Below are 25,836 nucleotides of genomic sequence, written 5' to 3'. Positions count from 1 at the left end.
GGCGCAGTGGGAAGGAAGAGCGGCCGAGCATGGCTCGGCTCTACACCGATGAGGTGCGCGGACCGAACATGATCACTGCCATGCCGGCCAGGCACAGGGCGGCACCGAACAGGTCCCACCGGCTGGGACGGATGCCGTCGACCAGCCACAACCAGAACAGCGCCGTGCCGATGTAGACCCCACCGTAGGCGGCATAGACCCGCCCACTGGCGGTCGGGTGCAGGGTCAGCAGCCAGGCGAACAGCGCCAGGCTGGCGGCCGCCGGCAGCAGCAGCCAGATGCTGCCGCCCTTGCGCAGCCACAGCCATGGCAGATAGCAGCCGACGATCTCGGCCAGCGCGGTCAGCAGGAACAGGCCGAGTGTCTTCACGCTTTCTCCGCTGCCTTGGCTTGCTGCCACAGCGCTTCCTGCGCCTCCAGGTCCATCGCGGCCAGCGCTTCCCCCTGCGCGTCGGCCTGCGCTTCCATCGCACGGAAGCGACGTTCGAACTTGTGGTTGGCCCCGCGCAGCGCCGCGCCCAGGTCGATGTCGGCATGGCGGGCCAGGTTGGCGCAGACGAACAGCAGGTCACCCAGCTCTTCCTGCAGGCGCGCCTTGTTGCCGGCGATATCGCCGCGCTCGAACTCCTCGCGCAACTCCTGCAGTTCCTCGGCCGCCTTGTCCAGCACCGGCAGCGGACCTGGCCAGTCGAAACCGACCTTGGCCGCGCGCGACTGCAGCTTCACCGCACGTTGCCACTCCGGCAAGCCGCGCGAGATGCCGGCCAGTGCGGAGGTGTCCTGCTCGCCCTTGGCCGCACGCTCGGCACGCTTGATCGCCTCCCAGTTGCGCGTCACGCCGTGGGCATCGTCGACGCTCACCTCGGCGAACACGTGCGGGTGGCGGCGCTGCATCTTGTCGCTGATCGCACGGGCGACCTCGGCGAAGGCAAACGCGCCCTGCTCCTCGGCCATGCGCGCATGGAACACCACCTGCAGCAGCAGATCGCCCAGTTCATCGCAAAGATCATCGAGATCGCCGCGATCGATCGCATCGGCCACTTCGTAGGCTTCCTCGATGGTATATGGCGCGATGGTTGCGAAGTTCTGCTCCAGGTCCCAAGGGCAGCCGCCCTGCGGGTCGCGCAGGCGCGCCATGATCGCCAGCAGGCGCTCCAGCTCATGGGTGGCGGCGCTGCCGGTGGTGGGAGTGTCGTGCGCGCTCATGCGGCCTCCAGGGTCAATCGGACAACCAGTCGCGCCATGGCAGGCTGGTGTCACCAAGGGCAATGAAATCGCCGTTCAACAGGGTTTCGCGGCGGTTGTAACGGAACGGCTTGCCGGTCGCGGCCGACAGCACCGCGCCGCCGGCGGCGTGCAGCACGCACTGGCCGGCGGCGGTATCCCATTCGGAGGTCGGGCCCAGCCGCGGATAGACATCCAGGCCACCTTCGGCGATCCGGCAGAACTTCAGCGACGAGCCCTGCGCGATGGTCTCGATGCGGCCCATCCTTGCCAGCAGGGCCTCGGTTTCCGGTGAGCGGTGCGAGCGGCTGGCAGCAACCCGCAGCGGTGCGGTGGCCGGCGTGCGGGTGCGCAGCACGGTGTCGTGCAGGCCCTGCCGGCGATAGGCCAGCTCGCCGCGCATGGCATGCCAGACGATGCCGGTCACCGGGGCCAGCACCACGCCGAAGGCCGGTGCGCCCTGGTAGATCAGCGCGATGTTGACACTGAACTCGCCGTTGCGCTTGACGAATTCACGGGTGCCGTCGAGCGGATCGACCAGCCAGTACGCGCCCCAGTGGCGGCGCTGCTCCCAGGCCACCTGTGCCGATTCTTCGGACAGGATTGGCAGGTCCGGGGTCAGCTGCTGCAGGCCCTGTTCAATGACCTGGTTGGCCGCCAGGTCGGCACTGGTGACAGGGCTGCTGTCGTCCTTGATCTGTACATCGAAGCCATCGGCATAGACCTGCATGATGGCCCGTCCGGCGTCCTGGGCGATGGCGATGGCGGTCTCGCGCAGGTCCGTGGTCAGCTTGATCATCGCAGTCCCTGCAGCCACTGGCGGGCGATGAACAGTGCCGCCAGCGAGCGCCCCTCGGAAAAGTCCTCGCGCAGCATCAGCTGGTCCAGCTCGGCCAGCTTCCACGGGATGACTTCCAGTTCTTCCGGCTCGTCGCCGGCCAGCTTTTCCGGGTACAGGTCGCGTGCCACCACCAGCCACGACTGGTGGCTCATGTAGGTCGGGGCCAGGGTCATCGCGCGCAGCACATCGACCCGGCGCGCGCCGAAACCGGCCTCTTCCTTCAGCTCGCGGTCGGCGGCCTGCTCGGGGGTCTCGCCGGCATCGATCCGCCCCTTGACCAACCCCAGTTCATAGCGGTGCATGCCGGCAGCGTATTCACGTACCAGCAGTACGGTCTCGTCGTCGAGCATCGGCACCACCACCACTGCGCCATGACCTCGGCTGACCAGACGTTCGAACCGGCGGCGTTCGCCGTTGGAGAACTCCAGGTCCAGATGCTGCCGCTGGAAGGGGCCGTTCTCCTCATCGGTGATCCGATGGATGATCGGCAAGCGACGCCCGGCACGGTCATCGTTCATGTGGAATCTCCGCGGCGGCCGGCGCCTGCGCCGGTGCCGATAGAATGTGCAGGCAGCAACATGTTCATGAGCCCGAAATGCTAGCAGACCCAACCCCCTCCCCGCTGGCCCAGCACTGGCGGCAACGCGATCTGCAGGTGCTCTGGCACCCGTGCACGCAGATGCGCGAGCACCCGCATACCCTGCCGCTGGTGCCGATCGCCCGTGGTGAAGGCGCATGGTTGATCGACCACGACGGCAATCGCTACCTGGACGCCGTCAGCAGTTGGTGGACCAACCTGTTCGGCCATGCCGAACCGCGCATCGGTGGTGCCATTGCCGCCCAGGCCAGGCAACTGGAACAGGTGATGCTTGCCGGCTTCGGCCATGAGCCAGCCATCAGCCTGGCCGAACGCCTGCTCGCACTGGCCCCACGCCAGCCTGGCCGCGAACCACTGGCCAAGGTGTTCTACGCCGACAACGGGTCCGCCGGCGTGGAAGTGGCGCTGAAGATGGCCTTCCAGTATTTCCAGAACCGAGGGGAACCGCAGCGCACGCGTTTCATCGCATTGGAGAACGGCTACCACGGCGAGACCCTCGGCGCGCTGGCGCTGGGAGACATTCCGCTGTATCGCCGCGTCTATGCGCCGCTGCTGGCCGAAGCGCTGTTCGCGCCCTCGCCCGATGCTTTCCTGGCTGAGCCCGGTCAGAGCTCCGCTGAGCGTGCACGGCAGGCCGCCGATGGCCTTGCCACGCTGTTCGACCAGCACCCGGGCGAGATCTGTGCGGTGATCCTGGAACCGCGCCTGCAGTGCGCCGGCGGCATGCGCATGCATGACCCGGTCTACCTGCAGCGCGTGCGCGAACTATGCGACGCCCATGGCGCGTTCATGATCGCCGACGAGATCGCCACCGGCTTCGGCCGCACCGGCACCCTGTTCGCCTGCGAGCAGGCCGGGGTGATGCCGGACCTGATGTGCCTGTCCAAGGGCCTGACCGGCGGCTTCCTGCCGCTGGCCACCGTGCTGGCCACGCAGGCGCTGTACGACGCGTTCCTCGACGACTCACGCGAGCGCGCCTTCCTGCATTCGCACAGCTATACCGGCAACCCGCTGGCCTGCGCGGCGGCATTGGCCACGCTGGACATCTTCCGCGACGACGATGTGATCGCCCGCAACCGTGGCATCGCCTCGGTGATGGGCACGCTGGCCGCACCGTTCAGCGACCATCCGCACGTGGCCGACGTGCGCCAGGCCGGCATGGTGGTGGCCTTCGAGCTGTCGCGCGACGGCAACAAGCGCACGCCCTTCGACCCGGCCATGCGGCTGGGCCTGCATGCCTACAAGGCCGCGCTGAAACGTGGCGTGGTGCTGCGTCCGCTGGGCGACGTGCTGTACTGGATGCCACCCTACTGCGTGGACGACGAACAACTGGAGCTGCTGGCACATACCACGCTGGCGGCGATTGACGAGGCGATTGCATGCGCGTGACCCGCTGCCCCATCGACCTGGCGCTGCACAGCGGCCAGACCGTGACCCTGCCGGAAGAGACGGCCAACCATCTGGTGCGGGTGATGCGCCTGCGCGAGGGTGATACCTGCGTGCTGTTCAACGGCGATGGCCACGACTACAGCGCCACGCTGACTGCCGCCGGCAAGCGCGAGGTGCAGGTGCGCATCGATGCGGTGCAGGCGGTGGACAACGAATCGCCGCTGGCGATCACCCTGCTGCAGGGCCTTGCCCGAGGCGAAAAGATGGACCTGATCCTGCAGAAGGCCACCGAGCTGGGCGTGGCGGCGATCATTCCGGTGAATGCCGAGCGTACCGAGGTGAAGCTGGATGCGGCTCGGGCGGAGAAGCGCGTGTCGCACTGGAACAATGTGGTGACCTCGGCCTGCGGCCAGTCCGGGCGCGCGCGCATTCCGCAGGTGGGCCCGCCGCTGTCGCTGGCACAGGCGGCGGCGGCACTGCCGCCCGATACGCTGCGGCTCACCCTGGACCCGCTGGGTGCCCATCGCCTGTCGACGCTGGACGCGGCGCCGGCGGGCGGCATCGTGATCGCGATCGGTCCGGAAGGCGGCTGGTCGCCGCGCGACCGTGATCAGTTGGCAGCTGCAGGCTTCCAGGGCCTGCAGCTGGGGCCACGCATCCTGCGTACCGAGACCGCCGGGCTGGCCGCGATTGCCGCATTGCAGGCGCGGCTGGGCGATCTGGGGTGAGGCTGATTCGTTGTAGTGCCGGCCAGCGCGTCCAGGGCGGCAGCCGAGCGTAGGCTCGGCTCTACAGGGCCCGCGCCAGATTGCAGTTTCCTTGTAGAGCCGAGCCATGCTCGGCTCGGTGCCGGTCGGCAGCCGGCACTACCAGCCTGGTGGATCAAGCCGCCAGCGAATCCAGGGCGGCTTCCAGTGCGTCCAGGTTCGGCAGCAGCGCGCTCTGCTCACCCAGCAGCACGCGCATGTGCACGATCTGCGGCAGGGTTTCCTCGGAAGCATCGGCCAGCAGGCCATCGCGCGGCACCGAGATCAGCTGCGGGAAATTCTGCGTCAGCAGCGCGTAGTACGGGCGCTGCGCGTTGCCGCTGAGGGCCTTCAGCACCACCACCTTGTTGTGGCCGCCCACGGCTTCCTCGCCCAGGCCGGAAAGGCGCGCGAACGACACCAGCGGCACCTGCCAGCCGTGCCAGCCGATTTCGCCGACCAGCCAGCGCGGGGCATCGGAAACCGGCTGCACCGGCACCCGCGACATCATTTCGGCCACGGTGGCATTGGGCAGCAGCACGCGTTCGTTGCCGGCCTGGATCAGGACGCCTCGGATTTCGTCATTGCTGGCATAGCTCATGGTGCGTCTCCGTTATCGTCTTCCACGCCCCAGCGCGAGGCGATGGCCTGCGCCAGTTCCTGTGGTTCACCGGCCACCATGCCAGCGGCGACCACCGCCGTGGCCGCGGCAGGGTCATAGCAGCCCTCGCCGACCTGCCCGGCCACCCACGCACCGGCGGCGGCCAGATCCAGTGCCGGCCCCACAAGCGCAAGGTCGGCGCCGCTGAGCAGGACCAGCGCGGTGTGCTCAGCCGGCAGCGCGGCAATCGAGATCCCTTGCGCGTCGCTGACGAAATGCAGGCCGTCGCTGGCTGCCTGCACGCCGATGTCATCGGCCAGCACGTGCACTTCACCGGGTGTTGCACGCTGGCCGACTTCGGCCAGCTGCACCGGCAGCGGCGACACGCGCGCCATCTGCTTGACCAGGTTTCCGTAGCGGCCACCGTCCAAGCGCATATGCACCAGCACCGGGACGCTCAGCGATGCAGGCAGCGCGCCCAGCAGGCGACGCAGTGCATCCGGGCCGCCGATGCCGGCCAGCACCAGCAACGATCCGGCGCGTGCGCCCACGGGCGCACCAGCATCCAGATCGACCAGGCTCAGATGGCCGGTATCGAAGGAAGGCAGCGGTGCCTCCGGCGCGGCGTGTTGCGAAGCGGCTGCCGGAACGTCGGCCACGTCATCGACCAGCGACCATGCGGTGTGGTCGAAGGAGGTCGGCGGAATGGGCGGTGCTGCGGGCGCGATCTCCGCCAGCGATGGCGGTTCGGGGGCCTCCAGCGGCTCAGGCACGACCGGCTGCAGCGCCGCCAGCGCCTGTTCCAGCGCAATCGGTTCGTGCAGCTGCGCAGGCGGCGAGTACAGGCTGTCAGCGGGGACCTCGTCGGCCCAGCTCGATGCCTGGTCCAGGTGCGCCTGCAGCGCTTCTTCCTGCGGTGCCGGTGGCGGTGCCGGATGGCCCGGCGCCAGTTGCAGGCTGGGTTCTTCTTCGGCCCCCGGCGGCAATACCTGCTGATGGCCATGCAGCTTCGCGGCCAGATGACGGCCCCAGCGCTGGGCCTCCCAGCCATCACGACGTGCGGCCAGTTCGGCCTCGTCGAAGACCAGGGTCAGGCCCGGTGCGGACAACACCGTTTCCAGGCGCTCCAATGCGTCCTCAATGGCCGTCTCCAGCGCAATCACCACGACCTGAGGTCGGGCGTCGTGCAGCAGCTGCGGCTCAAGGCTGTTCGGGTCGTCTTCCAGCACCAGCTGCACATCCGCATGCGACAGTGCCTCGCGCAGGCGCTCGCGCGCCGCGCCGGGACGGGCCAGCAGGGCAACGGCCGGAGCCGCCTGGGTTTCACTCACGGACACGGGCGATCCCCAACAGGTCGTACACGTTACGCATCAGGTCCAGTTCCTGGTACGGCTTGCCCAGATAACGCTGGACACCGATCTCGAAGGCGCGCTGGCGGTGCTTGTCACCGCTGCGCGAAGTGATCATCACGATCGGCACGTCCCTGTAGCGCGGGTCGGCACGCATCGCGGTAGCCAGCTCGTAGCCATCCATGCGCGGCATCTCGATGTCCAGCAGCATCAGGTCCGGTACCCGCTCTTCCAGTCGCTCCAGTGCTTCCACGCCGTCGCGCGCAACGCTGACCTCGAAGTTGTGGCGTTCGAGGATGCGGCCGGTGACCTTGCGCATGGTCAGCGAGTCGTCGACCACCATCACCAGCGGCACCTGGCGCTCCTGGCGCGGCGCATTGGCCAGTACCGGCAGCGTCGGGTTGGCCAGGAAACGGCGCACCAGCGGCGCCACGTCCAGGATCACCACCACGCGGCCGTCGCCGGTGATGGTGGCGCCGTAGATCCCCGGCACCGACGCGATCTGCAGGCCGACCGGCTTGACCACGATTTCGCGGTTGCCCAGCACCTGGTCGATCGCGACGGCGGCGCGCAGATCACCGGCACGGACCAGCAGCAGTGGCACCTGCTCCTGGCCGTCGGCACGCGCCGGGGCCTGGCCGACCAAGCTGCCAAGGTCGTACAGCGGATAGTCTTCGCCGCTGTAGCGGTAGCTGCTGTCGGCAGCCTCGAAGCGCTGGCGCGACAGGCGGCCGATACCACTGACCGAGGCCACCGGCACGGCGAAGGTGGTTTCGCCGATCTGCACGAACACCGCCTGGGTGACCGCCAGCGTCTGCGGCAGGCGCAGGGTGAAGCGCACGCCCTGCCCACGCACTGACTGGATATCGACCGAGCCACCCAGCTGGCGCACTTCGTTGCGCACCACGTCCATGCCCACGCCACGGCCGGCCAGCTGGCTGACCTGGTCGGCGGTGGTGAAGCCTGACGCGAAGATGAGGTTGTCCAGTTCCTGCTCGTTCGGCTGCGCATCGGCGGCCAGCAGGCCGCGGTCGATGGCGCGGCGGCGGATCGCTTCGCGGTCCAGGCCAGCGCCGTCATCGGCCACTTCCAGGACGATTTCCGAGCCTTCGCGGTGCAGGCGGATGGCGATCTCGCCCTCCTCCGGCTTGCCGGCGGCGCGGCGCTGTTCCGGCGCTTCCAGGCCATGGGCCACCGAGTTGCGCAGCATGTGTTCCAGCGGCGCGACCATGCGATCGAGGACGTTGCGGTCCAGTTCGCCGTGGGTGCCTTCCAGAGTCAGGTGGACCTGCTTGCCGGTATCCATGCCGGCCTGGCGGACCACGCGGCGCAGGCGCGGCACCAGGCCATCGAACGGCACCATGCGCGCGCGCATCAGGCCATCCTGCAGCTCGGAGCTGACGCGCGACTGCTGCTGCAGCAGCGAATCGTACTGGCGCGACAGATCGTCCAGCACGCCCTGCAGGCCGCCAAGGTCGGCGGCGGACTCGTTCAGCGCACGGCTGAGCTGCTGCAGGGTGGAGAAGCGATCCAGTTCCAGCGGATCGAACTTCTGGTCGGCCTGGTCCTGCTCGCGCTGGTAGCGGGCGACGATCTGCGCCTCGGTTTCCAGGTCGAGGCGGCGCAGCTGGTCGCGCAGTCGCGCATTGGTGCGCTCCAGTTCGCCCATCGCGCCGCGGAAGGCGCCGAGCTGCTGTTCCAGCCGCGAGCGGTAGATCGCCACTTCACCGGCATGATTGACCAGGCGGTCGAGCAGGTCGGCGCGCACGCGCACCTGTTCCTGCTGCGGACGTGCCAGGGGGTCTTCATCGACCGTACCCTCGGCCGGCAGCGGTGCCGACAGCGGCGCGTCGACAATCGGCGTCAGCGTGGCCGCAGCCTGCGCCGCCACGGTCTCGGCCTCGCTGGCTGCACGCGCGGCCGTGGCGGCTGCAGCAATATCGGTGGTGGTGCGAACCTCGAAGGCCTCCACCAGATCCAGCGCCGGCTCCACCACGCGGTGGGTGCCGGTACGGGTGAGCAGCTGGTGCAGGCGGTCAAAGCCGCGTTCCAGCAGCTGCACGTCGCGGCGCTCGATTTCGGTACGGCCAGCGGCCACCGCTTCCAGCAGCGATTCGATGCTGTGGCCGAGGTCGCCGATGGCATTGATACCGGCCATTCGAGCGCCCCCTTTGAGGGTGTGCAGGTCACGCTGCAGGCCGGCCAGCACCTCGCGATCCTGCGGTGCATCACGCAGCTCGCTGATCAGGCCATCACAGTGGTCGAGCAGGTCCCTGCCTTCCTCGACAAAGATGTCGACCAGCTCGCGGTCGTACACGCTGAAGTCAAGTGCATCGGCATCGGCGCCGTCTTCGGCATCCGCCGCAACAGGCGCCTGCTCAACATCCGGCGCAGGGGGCTCGATGTCGGCCGCTGCGATCTCCGTGCCGTCACCGGTGTTGATCGTGCCCTGGCCCGGCGCCTCTTCCATTTCGAAGAACCGCACCGGAGCACCACTGCCAACGCGTGCCTCTGCGCTGAACGCCTCAATCACCGTCGCCGGGGACGGCTGATCGGCGCTCTCTCCTTCACCGACCGCCGCCTCCCCGCCGACGTCCGCATCCTCGGCAAAGGCATCTGCCTCGCCCGGCGCGAGTTCGCTGGCCTGGAGGCCGATCACGGGCCATTGCCCGTCGTCGTCCAGGGTCCGCTCTTGCTCGATCACGTGCAGGCCGGCCTCGAGCGCGGCTGCCAGCGTGACCGGTTCTGCGAAACCCGGCACAGCCATTTCATCCTGCAGGCTCGACAGCTCGCTGTCGAGTGGCAATGCAGCAGCGTCGTCAATGACGCTGTCATCGCCGCTGCCCGAATCAAAGGACAAGGACGTATTCAGGTCGATCGCGTCAACTTCCGCAGACACCGGCAGCTCTTCCGCGTCGCGGTCGTCGACCGGCAGCGCACTGGCGTCGAGGTACGGCGACAGATCGTCGGCCATGGTCAGATCAGCGTCGTCGACGGTCTCGATCGTGGGCGCGGCAGCTGCGTCGGCCCCTTCGACAACAGGCGCACTCTCCACCGGCTGGATCGATTCAATCGCGCCGGTGTACGCCACTGCGGGTTCATCTTCTCCCTGCACCGACGGCCAGCCGGCATCGAAGTAACGCGAAAGATCGTCGCTGGCGGTCAACTCGCCGACTTCCAGGCCACTGTCGGCGGCGACGTCCGGCGTCCTGAGGCCGGGCGCAGATGGAACCGGTTCCAGCGCATCTTCGGCAAGCGGCTGCGGTTCGGCAAGCGGCTGCGGTTCGGCAAGCGGCTGCGGTTCGGCAATGAGATCGGGAGCCGCATCGGAAGCAACGCGCATGCTGGTTTCGCCCAGCGCGTCCAGGCCGGCCAGCGGCGCTTCGGCTTCGGATGCCTGCTCGACATCTGGCGCCGGTTCGGTGCCCTCTTCATCCTCGTCTTCCGACGCGAACAGCGGCCAGCGCGCTTCCGGCAACTCGCCAGCCAATGCCTGCAGCCGCTGCACCAGCGCGTCCTGCGGCGCAATGCGCGGGTGTTCGGCCTGCAGCGCCTGCATGGTCGCGGTGATCGCCTGCGCAGCTGCGTCCAGCGCGGCGACACCCTCGTCGCCAGGTACCACATCGGCGGCCAGAGCCCGCTTGATGTAGGACTCGGCGCCGCCGGTAACGGCGGTGATTTCCGGCACTTCGGTCATCGCGAAGGCGCCGTTCATGGTGTGAACCGCACGCAGCAGTGCGTCGCTGACCGGCTGCGGTGCCTGCTGTGCCGAGCGCAGCCACTCCTGCAGGGTCGCCTGGTGGACTTCGACCTCGGCCTCGAGGATCTCGCGCAGCACGCTGTCGATGTTGGCCGGGGTCCCGGCGTCTTCGGCCACCGCCGAGGCATCGGCCTGCGCCGACGCAGCGGCCTCGGCGTCCAGCAGGCGGCTGATTTCGTCTTCGCCTTCGGACTCGGCCAGTGTCGCTGCCGGTGCGGCCGCAGCCGGCAACGGCACGTAGAAGGTCTCCTCGCCGGCGCCGACCCGATCGGCGATGGCCTGCATTGCCTGCAGGTCCACGCTGATGCGCTGGCCATGGCGCAGCGCGGCATTCAACTGCGGCAGTGCGGCGTGCGCATTGTCGACCATTGCCAGCACGGCCGGCGTGGCCGGCCGGCTGCCATCGAGCACGCGGTTGAGCATGCCCTCGATCTTCCAGGCGAACTCCCCCAGGGTGCGCGCGCCGACCAGTCGGCCACTGCCCTTGAGGGTGTGGAAGATGCGGCGGATCGGCCGCAGCCGGTCCATGTTGTCCAGCTGCGTGCGCCATGCCGGCAGCAGCGTGCCAAGGTTGGCCAGTTCGTCGTCGAACTCTTCCAGGAACACCTCGCGGATGTCCTCGTCGATGTTCTCGGCATCGTCGTCGAAGCCGGCCTCGAAGCCGGCCTCGGTCCCAGCCACGACCGGGATGTCCGCAGCGGGCGGAGCCGCCATGGCCTGCGGATTGAAGTCGGCCGCCGCGGCGCTCAGCTCGGCAAAGAACTGTGCGTCGGCTTCGCTGAAATCGATCGGTGCGATGGTGTCGATATCAATCACCGACACCGCCGGTGCCGGTGCATCGGAGGCCGGCGTCAGCACCTCGGCCATCGGCGCGGCCGCGTGCTCCGGCACATCCGCCGCAACGGCGTCGACTTCGGCAACCACGGGGCTTTCGTCCAACGGCTGGGGCGTGGCGTCATCGACGGTCTCCAGCGACGGATGCAGTCCGGCGTCGTCGTCCAGCGACAGCGTCTCCATGGCGTGCAGCGACAGCACGTCGTCGGCGTTATCCAACGCATCGGCGTCGAAACGGAACACCACGTCGTCACGGGCAGCAACCACATCGTGCTCGGCAGCCACCGGGTCGAACACCGGCGCTGCAAAGCCAGTGGCGTCAAAGGGTACCGACGCGTCGACGTCGTGCTCGACATCCGCCACTGCCACATCAGCCGATACCGGTGGTGTCGCCTCCGACAGCGTCCATTGCGGCACCGATTCCATTCCGGTTTCGGCGCGTTCGAAGCTGACCGGATCGAAACTGGCGAAGGTCGGGCTGCGTTCGTCTTCGGCACTCGCGGCCGGATCGGCGTCCGGATGGAACGGCGCGAGATCCCACTGCGGCACCTCGGGCGCAGGCGCGCTGGAGGCGGCGAAGACCAGCGCCGCCTCGCGGTCGTCATGCAGCGACAGCGGTGTGGATGCAAGGTTCCCCAGCGCACCGAACATCAGGCGGTTGTCCAGCACCTCCGGTGCAGGCGTGGCCGGTGGTGGATCAAAGGTGAAGTCCGGCAAGGGCACCGGCACAGTGCCGGCGGCGGGCGCGGCTGGCTGAACCTGAATCTCGATGCGCTCCGGCTGCAAAGGCTCGGCCTGCAGCGCGACCGGCTCCCGGTCCACCAGCAGCGATGCGAACGGAACCGGCGCGGCGGCAACCGGTTCCACCGCGTTGCGGTCCGGCAACGGCCAATAGCGCAGCGCTTCAAGGCTGCTGCGGGTGATGTCGAGGATGTCCTCGCGGCCCGGACGGCGGTCGCGCAGGGCTTCCAGGTAGTACTCCAGGCTGGCCATGGCATCGGCCAGGGTGTCCAGCTGGCGGCCACTGGGCACGCGCTGGCGACCGATCAGCTCGGCCTCGATGTACTGCTGTACGCCACGCAGGTAGTCTGCGGCGGTGCCGAGATCGAGCATGCGCAGCGCACCGGATACATCACCCAGCAGGCGCGGCACATCCTGCAGCTCGGCATGGTTCCAGCTGGTTTCGATGAACGCGACGAAATGCTCGCGGGCGGCGGCGAAGTTGGCGATGGCTTCATGCGCCAGCACCTCCACCGTGCGGCGGTTCTCAACCGCGCTCGGATCGTCCTCGCCACTGCCGCCAGCGCCCAGATGGGCGACCTGGTCGTCCAGCGAGGCGTCCACGTAGAGCAGTGCCCCGGCGATATCCAGCAGCAGGTTCTCATCGATCTGCTGGCGCCCTTCCACCACCCCACGCAGTGCGTCACGCTGCTGCACGACCACGCTGCGGGCCACGCCCAGGCCCATCATGCCCAGCGTATCGGCCACCGCCCCGAGCTCGTTGGCCTGGGTCTGCAGCTGTTCCGGAGCACCGCCGGTGCGCAGGTGCAGGTCCAGCGCATCCTTGATGCGCAGCAGTTCTTCCTTCACCGCACTGCCGACCGTGTCCAGCAACTCGCGGTTGCGCCCGCTCAGGCTGCCGCGGGCATGGTCCAGCTCGGCCTCGGTGGCGGTGACGCTGTCCGGTGCGAATGCCAGCAGCACGCTGTCATGCACGCCTTCTTCGCCACGCGCGGCACGGATCTCGTTGAGCAGCGGCATCAGCACGATCGGGATGTCGCGGTGGCCGTTCTGCAGGCGCTCCAGGTAGTCGGGCAGCAGCACGCTGCCACGCATCAGGGTCGCGCAGGCTTCATCACGGTCGGCCACGCCGTCGGCCCCGATGGCATTGGCCAGTTGTTCCAGTTCCTCGGCCACCATCGCCGGCGCATACAGCTCGACCATGCGCAGGGTGCCCTGCACCTGGTGCAGGTAGCCGGCGCAGATGCGCATGCGGCTGGCATCGCTCGGGTCTTCGGCGTAGTACTCGACCTCGTTGCGCACCTGGCGCAGGGTCTCGTCCAGCTCGGGCTTGACCCAGCCCAGCGCTGCGTGGCTCATCGCATCGCGCAGACTGCTCATGGACGCGCTCCGTTCGCCGCCGCGCGGTGGCCGCGCGAGTTCTGGCGTGGGAAATGGAAATGCTTCATCGACTGGTTCCTTGCTCGCCGCCCTGCCCGCGTCACGCCGGCAGCTTGAAGTCGGCGACCGAACGGCGCAGGTCCGCCGCCAGCTGCGCGAGATGGCCGATCGATTCGGCGGTCTGCCCCGCACCCTGCGAGGTCTGGCCGGTGATCTGCCGGATCACGCCCATGGTGCGGGTGATGTCCGAGGCCGCAGCCGACTGCTGCTGGGCGGCGATGGAGATGTTCTTGATGAGGGTGTTCAGTGCATTGGACACGCGCTCGATCTCGGTCAGCGCGGTGCCGGCATCCTCGGCCAGGCGTGCACCGGACACCACTTCGGCGGTGGTCTGTTCCATCGAGGTGACCGCTTCGTTGGTGTCGGCCTGAATCGCCTGCACCAGGTTCTCGATGCGTCGGGTCGCACCCGAGGTGCGTTCTGCCAGGCGCTGCACTTCGTCGGCCACGACCGCGAAACCGCGGCCCGCTTCACCGGCCGACGCCGCCTGCACCGCTGCATTCAACGCCAGGATGTTGGTCTGCTCGGAAATGTCATTGATCAGTTCCACGATCGAGCCGATTTCCTGCGACGACTCACCCAGGCGCTTGATGCGCTTGGAGGTTTCCTGGATCTGGTCACGGATCTGGTCCATGCCCTGGATGGTCTCGCGCACCACGCCGGCACCTTCGGCGGCAATCACCACCGAGCGCTGTGCCACGTCGGCCGACTCGGCCGAGTTGCGCGACACCTGTTCGATGCTTGCCGCGATTTCGCCGATGCGGTCCGACGCCGAGGTGATCTGGTTGGCCTGGTGGCCGGCCGCCTCTGCCAGCTGCATGGCGGTGGCCTGGGTCTCCTGGGTGGACAGCGCGACCTTGGCCGAGGTGTCATTGATGGTGGTCACCAGGTGGCGCAGCTCGTCGACGGCGTAGTTGATCGCGTCGGCGATGGCACCGGTCATGTCCTCGGTCACCGAGGCCTTCACCGTCAGGTCGCCCTCACCCAGCGAGGAGATTTCGTCCAGCAGCCGCATGATCGCCTGCTGGTTGCGGCTGTTGAACTCCACCTGGGTCTGGTAGCGCAGTTCCTGCTCGCGCGAGCGGCTGCGCACGTTGGTGGAAACAAAGCCGATGATCGCGATCAGCGACAGCGCACCGGAGACCACACCGATCCAGAAGTTCGGGAACAGGCGGGTGTCAGACACCGAGCCGAACGAGGAGAACGCGTCGAACAGCTTGCGGCTGTCATCCAGCATGTGGGCCGAACCCTGGCCCAGCGCGGTGGCGGCGGACTGCGCCGCGAACAGCTGGCGCGAGCTGGCCAGGATCGCGTCAGCGTCCTGCTTCATCGCTTCCCACTTCTGCTGCGACTGTTCCAGCGCGGCCACGGCAGCGGCACCGCGCACGGCGGTGATGCCCAGTTCCTCGTTGCCATTGCGCAGGCCGTCGAGCACCTGCGAGAACACGGTGATGTCACGCGCCAGCGCATCGCCGGCCGTAGCAGCGCCGCTGCCACCGGCGCGCATTTCGGTTACGCGGCGGGCCATGGAGCCGGCCACCACGACCTGCTGCAGTGCGCTGTACACCTGCGACGAGGGCGCGCCGGCAGCGGACATCGCACGCACCAGCTCGTTCAGCTGGGCCTGCAGCCCCGGCACGGCGCCGGTGAAGTTGTTGGCGTTGCCGGCCAGAGCCAGCACCGCCGGTTCACTGGCCACCAGCTGCCCGGCCTGCTTGCCCAGCGGCGCCCAGGTCTCGCCCAGCGTGGCGATCGCACCGGACACGCCCGGCTCCTTGCCATAGCGGCCCTGCAGGGTCGACACATTCTGTTCGATCGCGTTGCGGGTGGCCTTGAAGGCAGTGAACGCCTGCGCGTTGCCGCCCACCGCGTCACGGCCCTGGTTGGCCAGCTGCTGCGACAGCACCTGCAGGTCGGCCGCCTTGGAACCGGCATCGGCCAGGCGACTGCCCTGCCAGGTAGCGACGCCGGTGTTGACGCCGAACAGGATCATCGATGCCAGCAGCAGGAACAGCCAGAGGTTGCTGCCGCCCAGCCGCAGCTTGCCGGTCTTGGTGGCGTCCGAAGCAGTACTCATCGTTCAACCTCGATCTTCAATGCAGGGGGCGATGCCCGGCCTCAGGCCGCGGCTTGCCGGAATTCAGGGGTGCGCGACAGCAGCGAAAGCGAGAATACGCCCCAGTCGTGGCCGTCGGCATGGAAGGCGCGATCGACGAAATGGCCGTAGCGCCCTTCGGCCAGCGTGCCGGCCTCGATCTGCTGGTCCAGTTCGAAGCTGCGCTGGCCGAACAGTTCATCGATGGTCAGTGCGACGTCGCCACCGGCCTGGCGCATGATCAGCACGCGCTGGCCTTCCTGCTGCACGGTACGCACGCCTTCCAGGAAGTACTTCAGGTCGACCACCGGGAACAGGTTGCCGCGCAGATTGCCCACGCCGAGCAGCCAGGGCTGCGCGCATGGCACCGGGGTCACCGGCGGCATCGGCACGATCTCCACCACTTCGCGGAAATCGGACACCAGCCGGCGCTGGCCGACGCGGTAGCCCACGCCACGCCAGAGGTCCTGGGCGAACTGCCGTTCGGGCAGCTGCACCGCGTGGGCCAGGCTGCGGCGTTCATAGGCTTCGAGGATGTCGAAAGGCGAGCGCATCAGGCCACCAGTTCGTTGATCCGCGCGATCAGTTCATCCTCGCGCGGCGGCTTGACGATGTAATCGGCCGCGCCCTGGCGCAAGCCCCAGGCCTTGTCGGTTTCCATCGCCTTGGTGCTGACGATGATCACCGGGATGTGCTTGATCGCTGCGTCACGGGCCATCGCGCGGGTGGCCTGGAAGCCGCTCATGCCGGGCAGGACCACGTCCATCAGCACCAGTTGCGGCACCTGGTCGCGGACCAGCTGCAGTCCATCCTCGGCGTTGTCCGCTTCCAGCACCTCGTGGCCGGCACGGCGCAGCCACTGGGTGAACACCGCGCGGTCGGTCGGTGAATCCTCGATCAGAACGATACGAGCCATTGTGCCTTTCCCCCCTGGTCAGGCGTTGACGTATGTGCGGATGGCACCCAGCAGTTCTTCACGCGTGAATGGCTTGGTCAGGTATTGCTCCGAGCCGACGATGCGTCCCCGCGCCTTGTCGAACAGGCCATCCTTGGACGAGAGCATGATGACCGGGGTCGCCTTGAACAGCTGGTTGCCCTTGATCAGCGCACAGGTCTGGTACCCGTCCAGGCGCGGCATCATGATGTCGACGAAGATGATCTGCGGTTGCTGGTCTGCGATCTTCGCAAGCGCTTCAAAGCCGTCGGTGGCGGTGACCACCTCGCAGCCTTCCCGCTTGAGCAGTGTTTCCGCAGTCCTGCGGATGGTCTTCGAATCATCGATGACCATCACCCGGAGTCCTGCGAGTTCCCCGCCCGCAGTCGTGTTTTCAGTCATTGCCTATCCCCAAGCGCACGGCCCGATCTCTGGCGGGGGCCGCTACGAAAGCGTATCTATATCGCACTTTCCGCGCCCGCTTCAAGGCCGGCCCATGGCGCGGGGCATGGCAGCCTCCTGAACGTGACGGGTTTCGCAATGAGTGCGCGAGCGCCGGGCGGACGCTGCGTTGCAGTATGGCAGGGAGGCGCGCGACCGGCGTTGCCGCTACCATCAACGCCTTGCCTGACAGGTGCGCCCATGCCGTTGAACGTCATCGTGGTGATGGACCCCATCGCCCACATCAAGATCGCCAAGGACACCACCTTCGCCATGCTGCTGGAAGCCCAGCGCCGCGGCCATGCCCTGCACTATGTGCGCCCGGGCGGCCTGGCCCTGGAGGGTGGCGTGGCAGTGGCCCAGACCGCGCCGCTGCAGGTGCGCGACGACCCGGCTGGCTGGTATGAGCTGGGCGCATTCAGCCGTACCGAATTCGGCCCCGGCCAGATCGTGCTGATGCGCAAGGATCCGCCGGTCGACGCCGAGTACATCTACGACACCCAGGTGCTGGACGTGGCTGCGGCCGCCGGTGCCTGCGTGGTCAACAATCCGCAGGGGCTGCGCGACTACAACGAGAAGCTGGCCGCGCTGCTGTTCCCGCAGTGCTGCCCGCCGACCCTGGTCAGCCGCGACGCCACGGCCTTGAAGGCCTTCGCGCTGGAGCATGGCCAGGCCGTGCTGAAGCCGCTGGACGGCATGGGCGGCCGCTCGATCTTCCGCAGCGGCCAGGGCGATCCGAACCTGAACGTGATCCTGGAAACCCTGACCGACGGCGGCCGCAAACTGGCACTGGCCCAGAAGTTCATTCCCGACATCACGGCCGGCGACAAGCGCATCCTGCTGGTCGATGGCGAACCGGTCGACTACTGCCTGGCGCGCATCCCGCAGGGCGACGAGTTCCGGGGCAACCTGGCTGCCGGTGGCCGCGGCGAAGGCCGTCCGCTGAGCGAGCGCGACCGCTGGATCGCGGCCCAGGTCGGCCCGGAGATGAAGCGTCGCGGCATGCGCTTCGTCGGCCTGGACGTGATCGGCGATTACCTGACCGAGGTCAACGTGACCAGCCCGACCTGTGTACGCGAACTGGACGCACAGTTCGGCCTGAACATCGCCGGCACCCTGTTCGACGCGCTTGAGGCCGGCCTGCGCTGATGGCAACCGCACCTGCCGTCCTGCCCCCGCCACCACGCGAAGCGCAACGGCTGGGGGCGACCATCGCGCTGTCGGTGCTGGTTCACGCGCTGCTGATCCTGGGCGTGGGCTTCGCCGTGAAAGGCGATGCACCGCTGGTGCCCACGCTGGAAGTGATCTTCAGCCAGACCCGCACCGCGCTGACGCCGAAGCAGGCCGATTTTCTTGCCGCAGCCAACCAGGATGGCGGTGGCGAACACGACCGCGCACAGCGTCCGCGCGACAACCAGGCCGGCATCGTGCCGCAGGCGCAGCCCGGTTTGAGCCCGGTCCCACAGCAGCAGCAATCGGCCGCGCCGGTCCCGCCGCCACAGGCACGGGTGGTCAGCAGCCGCAATGGCGAAGAGGCGGTCGCGCAGGCCCAGTCCCGCCCCACGCCGGATCAGCCCGAACCGGACGCCCCGCTGAGTGCGCGCGAACAGCGCGATGTGGAAATGGCCCGACTGGCCGCAGAAGTGCATCTGCGCTCGGCGCAGTACGCCAAGCGCCCGAACCGCAAGTTCGTGTCGGCCAGCACGCGCGAGTATGCCTATGCCAATTACCTGCGGGCCTGGGTTGACCGCGCCGAGCGCGTGGGCAACCTGAATTACCCGGACGAGGCCCGGCAGCGCCGGCTGGGCGGCCAGGTGGTGATCAGCGTGGGCGTGCGCCGCGATGGCAGCGTGGAGAGCAGCCGGATCCTGCGGTCGAGCGGAACGCCACTGCTGGATGAGGCGGCACTGCGGGTGGTGAAGCTGGCGCAGCCGTTCCCGCCGTTGCCGAAGACCGAGGATGAGATCGACATCCTGCAGGTCACCCGCACGTGGGTGTTCCTGCCCGGCGGCGAACTGCGCGACGACCGGTAGGGTTTGTTGCCCGGGCCTGCGGCCCGGGACCCGCTGAAAGGCTAGAGCAACGGCAACAGCAACAGCGGCGGTTGGTGTACTGAAGCGTGGCGAGGCGGTGTCGGGCGGCGGGGACGCCGCAAGTACGTCCGTGTAGGCTTAGCCGCGGCATCCATGCCGCGGATACCCCGCCGCCCGACACGCCCCGCCTCTGATAGATCGCGGCGCACCACTGCTTTGGTAGGTGTCGACCTTGGTCGATACACATCCACGCCACGCGTGGATGCAAGCGAAGCGACCCGCTTTTGATTTTGACTTTTCTTTTTTTGATCTTCCGTGGCGGACGTGCACGGAAACTGTCAGAGGCCGGGCGGGTGGGCTGCGCAGGGGCGTGAGCCGCATGGATGCGGCGACCGAGCTTACATGGACGTACTTGCAGCGCCCCCTGCGCAGCCCACCCGCCCGGCCAAACCACGGCTTTTGATCTACGCGACCAACTCCGCCACGAGGGGCTCAGCCGTTGGCCTTCGCCTTCGCCTCGCGCGCGGCCTGCTGCTCGACCAGGGTCAGTGCCACGTTGTCGCGCAGGTAGGCCGGCTCGACCTTCTCCGGTGCAATGGCTTCGCCGCGGGCGAACGCCGGCACCGCCAGTGCGAGCACGTCAGACGCACGCGGCAATGCCGTGGCGTCGAATCCGCGCAAACCTGTGCCGAGCTGCGCGACCAGCGCACCCTCGGCTGCGGCGAACCCGGTACCGACACCGTAGGCCGACAGCCCTTCCGGCAGCGCTACCGCAGCGGGTACGCACACGCGTTCGGCATCGCGTGCCACCGGCAGGCCGTCCACACGCTCGAAGCGCGCAACGTACAACTCTCCCATCCGTGCGTCGATCGCCGACAGGATCTGCGTTTCCTCCGCCGGTGCCCGCAGCGCCAGCACCTGCAGCGTCGAGACCGGCAGCAACGGACGATCCAGCGCCAGTGCGATGCCCTGCGCGATGGCGATCGCCAGGCGCACGCCGGTGAAAGCACCAGGACCGCGGCTGAGCGCGATACCGTCCAGCTGGCGGCGGCTGATGCCGGCTTCGGCCAGCAGCGCCTCGGCCCACGGTAGGCTCAGTTCGGCATGCCGGCGCGGGGCGATCTCGAAACGTTCCAGTACCTGTCCATCGACATGCAGGGCAACGGAACAGGCTTCGGTGGCGGTTTCAAAGGCGAGCAGTTTCATCGGATCAGGTCAGAACAGGGGGAACGTGACACCGGGCGCCGGCTCCGGGCCCGCCGCGGCGGCGGCGGTCGGAACGGCATCATCGGCCACGGGCGCCCATTGTGGCGTAAAGAAGGCCTGCACATCGGCCAGGCTGCGGGTGCGCCGGAACGGCGGCAGCGACTCAAGAAAGACCCGGCCATAGCCACGGTTGAGCAGGCGCGGATCGCACAGGACCAGCACGCCCCGGTCGCTTTCGCTGCGGATCAGGCGGCCAACGCCCTGCTTCAGGGCGATCACCGCCTGCGGCAGCTGTTCGTCGCGGAACGGATTGCCGCCCTGGCTGCGGATCGCCTCCAGGCGTGCCTCGTAGACCGGGTCGTCCGGGGCCGCGAACGGCAGCTTGTCGATCATCACCACGCTCAACGCTTCGCCGACCACGTCCACGCCCTCGCGGAAACTGGCCGAGCCCAGCAGCACCCCATTGCCCGATTCGCGGAAGCGCTGCAGCAGCGTCGCACGCGGCGCCTCACCCTGCACGAACAACGGCCATGGCCCATCGCGCAGTGCCTCGGCGGCCTCACGCAGGGCGCGATGCGAAGCGAACAGCAGGAACGCCCTGCCCTGCGAGGCCTGCAGCACCGGCCGCAGGGTCTGGATCAGCGCGGTCCCGAAACCCCGCGCGGCCGGATCGGGCAGGCCTTCAGGCAGGTAACACAGCGCCTGCTCGGGCCAATTGAACGGACTCGGCTGGACCAGCGTATGTGGATCGTCCAGGCCCAGGCGGGTGGCGATGTGATCGAAACCGCCTCCAACGGTCAGTGTCGCCGAGGTAAAGATCCATGCGGCGCGACTGCGTTCGCGATGCTCGCGCAACGGGCCGGACACATCCATCGGCGTGCGCTGGCAGCGGAAACCACGCGGCGTGAGCTCATACCAGAGCACATCGGTGGCATTGCCGGTGTCCGCAGGATCAGTATCGAAGTCGAGGGCAGGTTCGTCATCGCCCAGCCAGCGACCGAGCCGCGAGACCGCCTCGCGCGCCCGCGCATGGCAGGCATCCAGGCCCGCCGCGGCTTCGCGCAGCGGCTGCAGCGCCTGCTCCAGCGTCACCAGGCCAGCCATCACCGTATCGAAGCCATCACGCACCTGCGGCATCGTCAGCGCACGCCACTGCGTGCCGCGCGGCGGCAGCCCCTCCATCGCCGAACGCAACGCCAGCAGCGCCTGCTGCAAGTGGTCGACCGGTTCCTGCAGCGCCGACTGCGCCCCCCCGACGCCGCGCGCTTCGGCCAGGCAGTCGCGGCCCAGCTCCTGCCACGGGCGCATGCCGAAGCCTTCGCCGAAGAACTGCGCGGCCAGTTCAGGCAACTGATGCGCCTCGTCGATGACGAAGGCCTGCGCCCCCGGCAGCAGCTCACCGAAGCCATCCTGCTTCAATGCCAGGTCGGCCAGCAGCAGGTGATGGTTGACCACCACTACGTCTGCCGCCTGCGCACGTTGCCGCGCACGCACCACGAAGCAGTCTTCCCAGAACGGGCAGTCGGTGCCCAGACAGTTATCGACGGTGGAGGTGACCATCGGCAGCAGCGGCGAATCATCGGCCAAACCGTCCAGTTCGGCGATGTCGCCGAACTCCGAGCGTCCGGACCAGGCCAGAATGCGCTGGAACTGCGCCGCCTGTTCTGGGCTTGAGAAGCGCGGCTCGCCCCGCGCCTGCTGCAGGCGGTAGCGGCACAGGTAATTCGAACGTCCCTTCAGCAGCGCACTGCGCAGGCCGACACCGAGTGCCTGGCGCACACGCGGCAGGTCGCGGTGGTAGAGCTGGTCCTGCAGCGCGCGGGTGCCGGTGGAGATGATGGTGCGCAACCCGGACAGCAGCACCGGCACCAGGTAGGCGAACGTCTTGCCGGTGCCGGTACCGGCCTCGGCCAGCAGCAGGTCACGCTGCTGCAGCGCATCGGCGATGGCTTCGGTCAGGCGCAGCTGGGCCGGGCGCGGGACGAAGGCGTCCAGATGCGAGGCGAGCGCGCCGCCGTCGCTGAGGGCTTCGCGGCTGGCATGGACAAGGTCGGACATCAGAGGGAAAGGATACCCGGCCGGGCGCTGCCCGGCACCCGTTTCAAGCCAGGGCACCAGCAAAAGCAACGGCAACAGCTTGGTTCATGGCTCTGGATTTCTACATGCTGGGCGGGGCGGGAGGGGCAGGCAGGACACGCCGTAAACCCATCCTGGGGGCTCGATGGCGCCATCCATGGCGCCAACGGTCCTGCCTGCCCCTCCCGACCCGCCTTCGACAGTTTCCCGGTGACGGATGGACGCACGTCGTAAGGTCGAGCTTGCTCGACTGGCAACTCAGAAGCTGTGGGAGGAACGAGGGAAGAAGATGGATTACTGCGAGCGCGCGCAGTGCGCGACCCGCTTTTGATTTTCTTTTTCTCTTCCGTGGCTGGCAGCACACGGAAACTGTCAGAGGCCGGGCGGGGTGGGTACGCGGGGGTGTCCGCGGCATGGATGCCGCGGCCAAGCCCCCAAGGACGGGTTCACGGCGTCCCCCGCGAACCCACCCCGCCCGGCCAAGCGCGGCTTTTGCTTTCGGCGGCCAAGCAGCCAGCCACGAGGGGCTGCGCCGTTGGCTGAAAATTCAGTACCGCTTGATGCCCGGCACGGTGCAGCCTTCAATCTGCGCATGCGCCGACACCGCATTTTCCTTCTCGCCCCGCGCCAGGCGCGACTGCTCGATCGTCGCCCAGTGCCGGCGGCACAGCGGGCCCGTCTTCGAGCCCAGATCCACCGCCTTGCGCGCGAACGTCTCCGCCTGTTCCCACTGCCCCTGCAGCAGCGCCAGTTCGGCACGCTCCTGCAGCACCGCCGGGTCGCTGGCCACGATTTCCAGCGCATGGTCCAAGCTGCTGGCGGCACCGGCCAGGTCGTTCGCCTGCCGCTGCGCCTGCGCGGTCACCCGCAGGTCTTCCACCTGCGAATCACGCAGCGGCTGCACCGACAGCTCCTTGTCGTCAGGACCTGCGGCCGCATCGACTGCCGCCAGGCGCTGTGCCGGCGTAGTGGTATCGACTGGCTTGACCACCGGCGGCGCGCTGGTCACACAGGCGGCCAGGGCCAGGCTGAGGCCGGTCAGGGCCAGGGGCTGCAGCAGGGATCGCATGTTCATCGGCTTCATCGGCTCGGGGGAGGAGTAGCGGCGGCGGGCGCTGCGGCAGGTTCGGCGGGCGCTTCCGGCTTGCGGTCCAGGCCGAACCAGCTACGCCAGCCACCGCCCTCCCCTTCAGCTTCGCCCGGCTCGCCCGGCGGCACTGCCGGCGCGCACGGCGCATACGCCGGTGCATAGCCCACCACGAACGGGAAGCGGCGTGCGCCCGGGCAGCCTTCATCGGTTGTGTTCAGACCCGTGGCCGCGACCGACTGCCAGTCCAGGCCTTTGTTGCTGACCCGCAATGGCGCACTCGGCAGGCGCTGGAAGATGCCCGACCAGACCCGCATCGCGCCGGTAGCGCCATACAGGCCGGCCTGCTGGTTCTGGTCGTTGCCGATCCAGATCACCGCCAGATGATCGCCGGTGTAGCCGGCATACCAGCTGTCACGGCCATCGTTGGTGGTGCCGGTCTTGCCGGCCGGCTGCAGGCGGCCGAGGCCATCGGCATTGAGCCGCTGCGCGGTACCACTGGAGACCACCTGCTGCAGGCCGACGCTGATCAGGTTGGCGGCAATTGAATCGCCTTCCTGTGCCGGCGCCGGGGTCTTGTCGTAGCGCTTGAGCAGCTTGCCCTGCGGATCGAGCACGCCACGCACCGCGTGCAGCGGCTGGATCTCACCGCCCGAGGCGAGGAACTGGTACAGCTGTGCCATCGCGTACGGGCTCTGGTCGGTCGAGCCAAGGATCACCGCCGGATTGGCCTCGGCCTTGATGCCCGCCAGCACATGGATCAGCTGGGTCACGCGCTCGGGACCGACCTGCATGCCCACGCGCACCGTGGCCTGGTTGTAGGAGTGTGCCAGCGCGTCGATCAGGCGCACCGTGCCGTGGCTGCGGTTGTCCGCATTGCCCGGGCTCCAGTTGCGGCCGCGGCCGAGCTGCACCGTCACCGGTGAATCGTCGACCCAGCTGGCCAGCGAGTAACGGTCCGGCTGCGCCAGCGCGAGCAGGTACACGAATGGCTTGAGCAGCGAACCGACCGGACGCTGCGCCTCGATCGCGCGGTTGAAGCCGACCTCGGACACTTCACGGCTGCCGATCACCGCCAGCACGTCACCGTTGTGCACGTCGGTCAGCACCATGCCGGCCTGCAGTTCGGGCCGGCGCTTGCTTTCCAGCGACTTGATGGTGCGGGTCACCGCGCCTTCGGCATAGGCCTGCGCGGACGGCGACATGCCGGTCATGACGCTCAGGCCAGCGCCCTGCAGGGCAGATTCCGGGTAGTCATGGCCGAGCTGGCGACGGACCAGGTCAACATAGGCGGGGAAGCGGTTGGCCGCCACCAGTCCCGGCGTCTTCGGCACGCCCAGCGGGGCCTTCAGTGCGCGCTGGTACTCGGCGTCGTCGATCAGCGTGGCTTCGTGCAGTTTGCCCAGCACGAAGTTGCGACGGTCCAACGCACGTTCCGGATTGCGCCGCGGGTCGTAGAAGGACGGGCCCTTGACCAGGCCGATCAGCAGCGCGATCTGCTCGGTCTCCAGCGACTGCAGGTCACGGCCGAACCAGAACTCGGCACCGGACGACATGCCATGGATCGCCTGGCTGCCGCGCTGGCCCAGGTACACCTGGTTGAGATAGGCCTCGAAGATGGTGCGCTTGTCATAGCGCGCTTCCATGATCAGGGCGTAGAGCACTTCGTTGAATTTGCGGGTGAGCGTCTGTTCCTTGCCGATGCCGAGCAGGCCGCTGCGGGCCAGCTGCTGGGTCAGCGTGGAAGCGCCCTGACGGCTCTGGCCACCGGAGCGGATGGTCACCCACACCGCGCGCGCGATACCGGACAGGTCGATGCCGTGGTGGCGGTTGAAGTCCTTGTCCTCCACTGCCTGCAGGCCGGTCACCAGCAGGTCCGGCGCCTCGTCCATGCGGATCAGGCGGCGTTCTTCCTGCTTCTGGCCGTACAGGGTGGCGATACGCGCCGGATCCAGCCGCGCCGCCTTCAGGGCCTTGCGGCTGTCGGCATCGCGCAGCGAGGCGACCGCACCATCGGCCAGCGACAACTCGAGCCGACGCGGGGCAACCCGGCCATCGACGTCGTTGTAGCCGCGGCTGGAGATGACAAAGCGCCCGCCATTCACCGCATAGGTGGCCGGCTCCTTGCCCTGGCCATCATCGCGGTAGGCGGAGGCGGCCAGCTCGGTCTTCAGCGTGGACGCATCCATCGCCTTGCCGGGAGTGAGCACCAGCGGCCGCGCATACACCCGCGTCGGGATCTGCCAGCGCAGTTCGCCGAAACGTTGGGTCACCTGCTGGTTCAGGTACAGCGTATAGGGAATGAGGAAACCCAATCCCAACGCGACCGCAGCCATGCTCCAGGTGATCAGCCGGCGCCGCCACAGCGGGCCGTTGTCCTGCTGGTCGTCGTCGTCGAAATCGTCGATGTCGTCGGAATCGTAGCGTCGGGGCACGGGAAT

General features: G+C 68.2%; 19 protein-coding genes. 4 read left to right on the top strand and 15 right to left on the bottom strand.

Features of this window, described 5'->3' with window-relative positions:
* Positions 1-40 precede the first annotated feature (40 nt).
* From AC5P6A_RS13515 to nudE, 4 genes are read right to left on the bottom strand one after another with little or no spacing between them, the layout of a single operon-like run.
* Positions 41-370, bottom strand: a complete 330-nt coding sequence (locus AC5P6A_RS13515; protein WP_010482716.1) for a YnfA family protein — start codon at positions 368-370, stop codon at positions 41-43.
* The gene (gene mazG / locus AC5P6A_RS13510; protein WP_111098951.1) at positions 367-1,206 is read right to left on the bottom strand and encodes a nucleoside triphosphate pyrophosphohydrolase; all 840 of its coding nucleotides are present in this window, start codon (positions 1,204-1,206) and stop codon (positions 367-369) included. The genes AC5P6A_RS13515 and mazG overlap by 4 nt, the downstream gene beginning before the upstream one ends.
* 13 nt (positions 1,207-1,219) lie before the next feature.
* A complete protein-coding gene (gene cysQ / locus AC5P6A_RS13505; RefSeq protein WP_021203306.1) occupies positions 1,220-2,023 on the bottom strand; it encodes a 3'(2'),5'-bisphosphate nucleotidase CysQ in 804 nt (267 codons plus the stop codon).
* On the bottom strand, positions 2,020-2,583 hold the full coding sequence (nudE, locus tag AC5P6A_RS13500; protein WP_019660090.1) for an ADP compounds hydrolase NudE: 564 nt from the start codon (positions 2,581-2,583) through the stop codon (positions 2,020-2,022). The genes cysQ and nudE overlap by 4 nt, the downstream gene beginning before the upstream one ends.
* Positions 2,584-2,660: 77 nt before the next feature.
* Here nudE and bioA point away from each other — a divergent pair, with 77 nt between their 5' ends.
* On the top strand, positions 2,661-4,052 hold the full coding sequence (gene bioA / locus AC5P6A_RS13495; RefSeq protein WP_227844688.1) for an adenosylmethionine--8-amino-7-oxononanoate transaminase: 1,392 nt from the start codon (positions 2,661-2,663) through the stop codon (positions 4,050-4,052).
* Positions 4,043-4,780 (top strand): 16S rRNA (uracil(1498)-N(3))-methyltransferase, encoded by a 738-nt coding sequence (locus AC5P6A_RS13490; protein WP_207049964.1) that lies wholly within the window; start codon positions 4,043-4,045, stop codon positions 4,778-4,780. Before bioA ends, AC5P6A_RS13490 begins: the two co-directional genes overlap by 10 nt.
* A gap of 154 nt (positions 4,781-4,934) precedes the next feature.
* Here AC5P6A_RS13490 and AC5P6A_RS13485 read toward each other — a convergent pair whose 3' ends face one another.
* The 7 genes from AC5P6A_RS13485 to pilG all read right to left on the bottom strand — a co-directional run bounded on the left by AC5P6A_RS13485 (position 4,935) and on the right by pilG (position 16,954).
* Positions 4,935-5,399, bottom strand: a complete 465-nt coding sequence (locus AC5P6A_RS13485; protein ID WP_005410712.1) for a chemotaxis protein CheW — start codon at positions 5,397-5,399, stop codon at positions 4,935-4,937.
* On the bottom strand, positions 5,396-6,736 hold the full coding sequence (locus AC5P6A_RS13480) for a chemotaxis protein CheB (protein ID WP_134732450.1): 1,341 nt from the start codon (positions 6,734-6,736) through the stop codon (positions 5,396-5,398). Before AC5P6A_RS13480 ends, AC5P6A_RS13485 begins: the two co-directional genes overlap by 4 nt.
* On the bottom strand, positions 6,723-13,463 hold the full coding sequence (locus AC5P6A_RS13475) for an Hpt domain-containing protein (RefSeq protein WP_346715147.1): 6,741 nt from the start codon (positions 13,461-13,463) through the stop codon (positions 6,723-6,725). Before AC5P6A_RS13475 ends, AC5P6A_RS13480 begins: the two co-directional genes overlap by 14 nt.
* A 100-nt stretch (positions 13,464-13,563) precedes the next feature.
* On the bottom strand, positions 13,564-15,600 hold the full coding sequence (locus AC5P6A_RS13470; protein WP_019660096.1) for a methyl-accepting chemotaxis protein: 2,037 nt from the start codon (positions 15,598-15,600) through the stop codon (positions 13,564-13,566).
* Between the two features lie 41 nt (positions 15,601-15,641).
* Positions 15,642-16,172 carry a chemotaxis protein CheW gene (locus AC5P6A_RS13465; protein WP_111102087.1) on the bottom strand — a complete coding sequence of 177 codons (531 nt, stop codon included), beginning with the start codon at positions 16,170-16,172 and terminating at the stop codon, positions 15,642-15,644.
* Entirely contained in the window at positions 16,172-16,534 is a 363-nt protein-coding gene (locus AC5P6A_RS13460) for a response regulator (RefSeq protein WP_005410717.1), read from the bottom strand. The genes AC5P6A_RS13465 and AC5P6A_RS13460 overlap by 1 nt, the downstream gene beginning before the upstream one ends.
* An 18-nt stretch (positions 16,535-16,552) precedes the next feature.
* Positions 16,553-16,954 (bottom strand): twitching motility response regulator PilG, encoded by a 402-nt coding sequence (gene pilG / locus AC5P6A_RS13455; RefSeq protein WP_005418455.1) that lies wholly within the window; start codon positions 16,952-16,954, stop codon positions 16,553-16,555.
* A gap of 240 nt (positions 16,955-17,194) precedes the next feature.
* Between pilG and gshB the strand changes: the two genes are divergently transcribed.
* Together gshB and AC5P6A_RS13445 are read left to right on the top strand one after the other, a co-directional pair.
* Positions 17,195-18,142 carry a glutathione synthase gene (gene gshB, locus AC5P6A_RS13450; protein WP_495222326.1) on the top strand — a complete coding sequence of 316 codons (948 nt, stop codon included), beginning with the start codon at positions 17,195-17,197 and terminating at the stop codon, positions 18,140-18,142.
* Complete coding sequence (locus tag AC5P6A_RS13445; RefSeq protein WP_021203311.1) at positions 18,142-19,026, top strand: energy transducer TonB family protein; 885 nt, start codon at positions 18,142-18,144, stop codon at positions 19,024-19,026. Before gshB ends, AC5P6A_RS13445 begins: the two co-directional genes overlap by 1 nt.
* A 492-nt stretch (positions 19,027-19,518) precedes the next feature.
* Here AC5P6A_RS13445 and tsaB read toward each other — a convergent pair whose 3' ends face one another.
* From tsaB to mrcB, 4 genes are all read right to left on the bottom strand, one after another.
* On the bottom strand, positions 19,519-20,232 hold the full coding sequence (gene tsaB, locus AC5P6A_RS13440) for a tRNA (adenosine(37)-N6)-threonylcarbamoyltransferase complex dimerization subunit type 1 TsaB (protein ID WP_171953492.1): 714 nt from the start codon (positions 20,230-20,232) through the stop codon (positions 19,519-19,521).
* A gap of 9 nt (positions 20,233-20,241) precedes the next feature.
* Positions 20,242-22,290: a DNA repair helicase YoaA gene (gene yoaA / locus AC5P6A_RS13435; RefSeq protein ID WP_171953491.1), complete on the bottom strand. Its 2,049-nt coding sequence runs from the start codon at positions 22,288-22,290 to the stop codon at positions 20,242-20,244.
* A 565-nt stretch (positions 22,291-22,855) separates the two neighbouring features.
* Positions 22,856-23,392: a hypothetical protein gene (locus tag AC5P6A_RS13430; RefSeq protein ID WP_019660102.1), complete on the bottom strand. Its 537-nt coding sequence runs from the start codon at positions 23,390-23,392 to the stop codon at positions 22,856-22,858.
* Positions 23,389-25,830, bottom strand: coding sequence for a penicillin-binding protein 1B (gene mrcB, locus AC5P6A_RS13425; RefSeq protein WP_021203724.1), 2,442 nt, complete (start codon positions 25,828-25,830; stop codon positions 23,389-23,391). Before mrcB ends, AC5P6A_RS13430 begins: the two co-directional genes overlap by 4 nt.
* Positions 25,831-25,836 lie beyond the last annotated feature (6 nt).

This window comes from Stenotrophomonas sp. YJH_SMC_20 (assembly GCF_059367845.1).
Note: the sequence above shows the minus strand (reverse complement) of the source record. Positions and strands in the feature narration are given on the sequence as shown.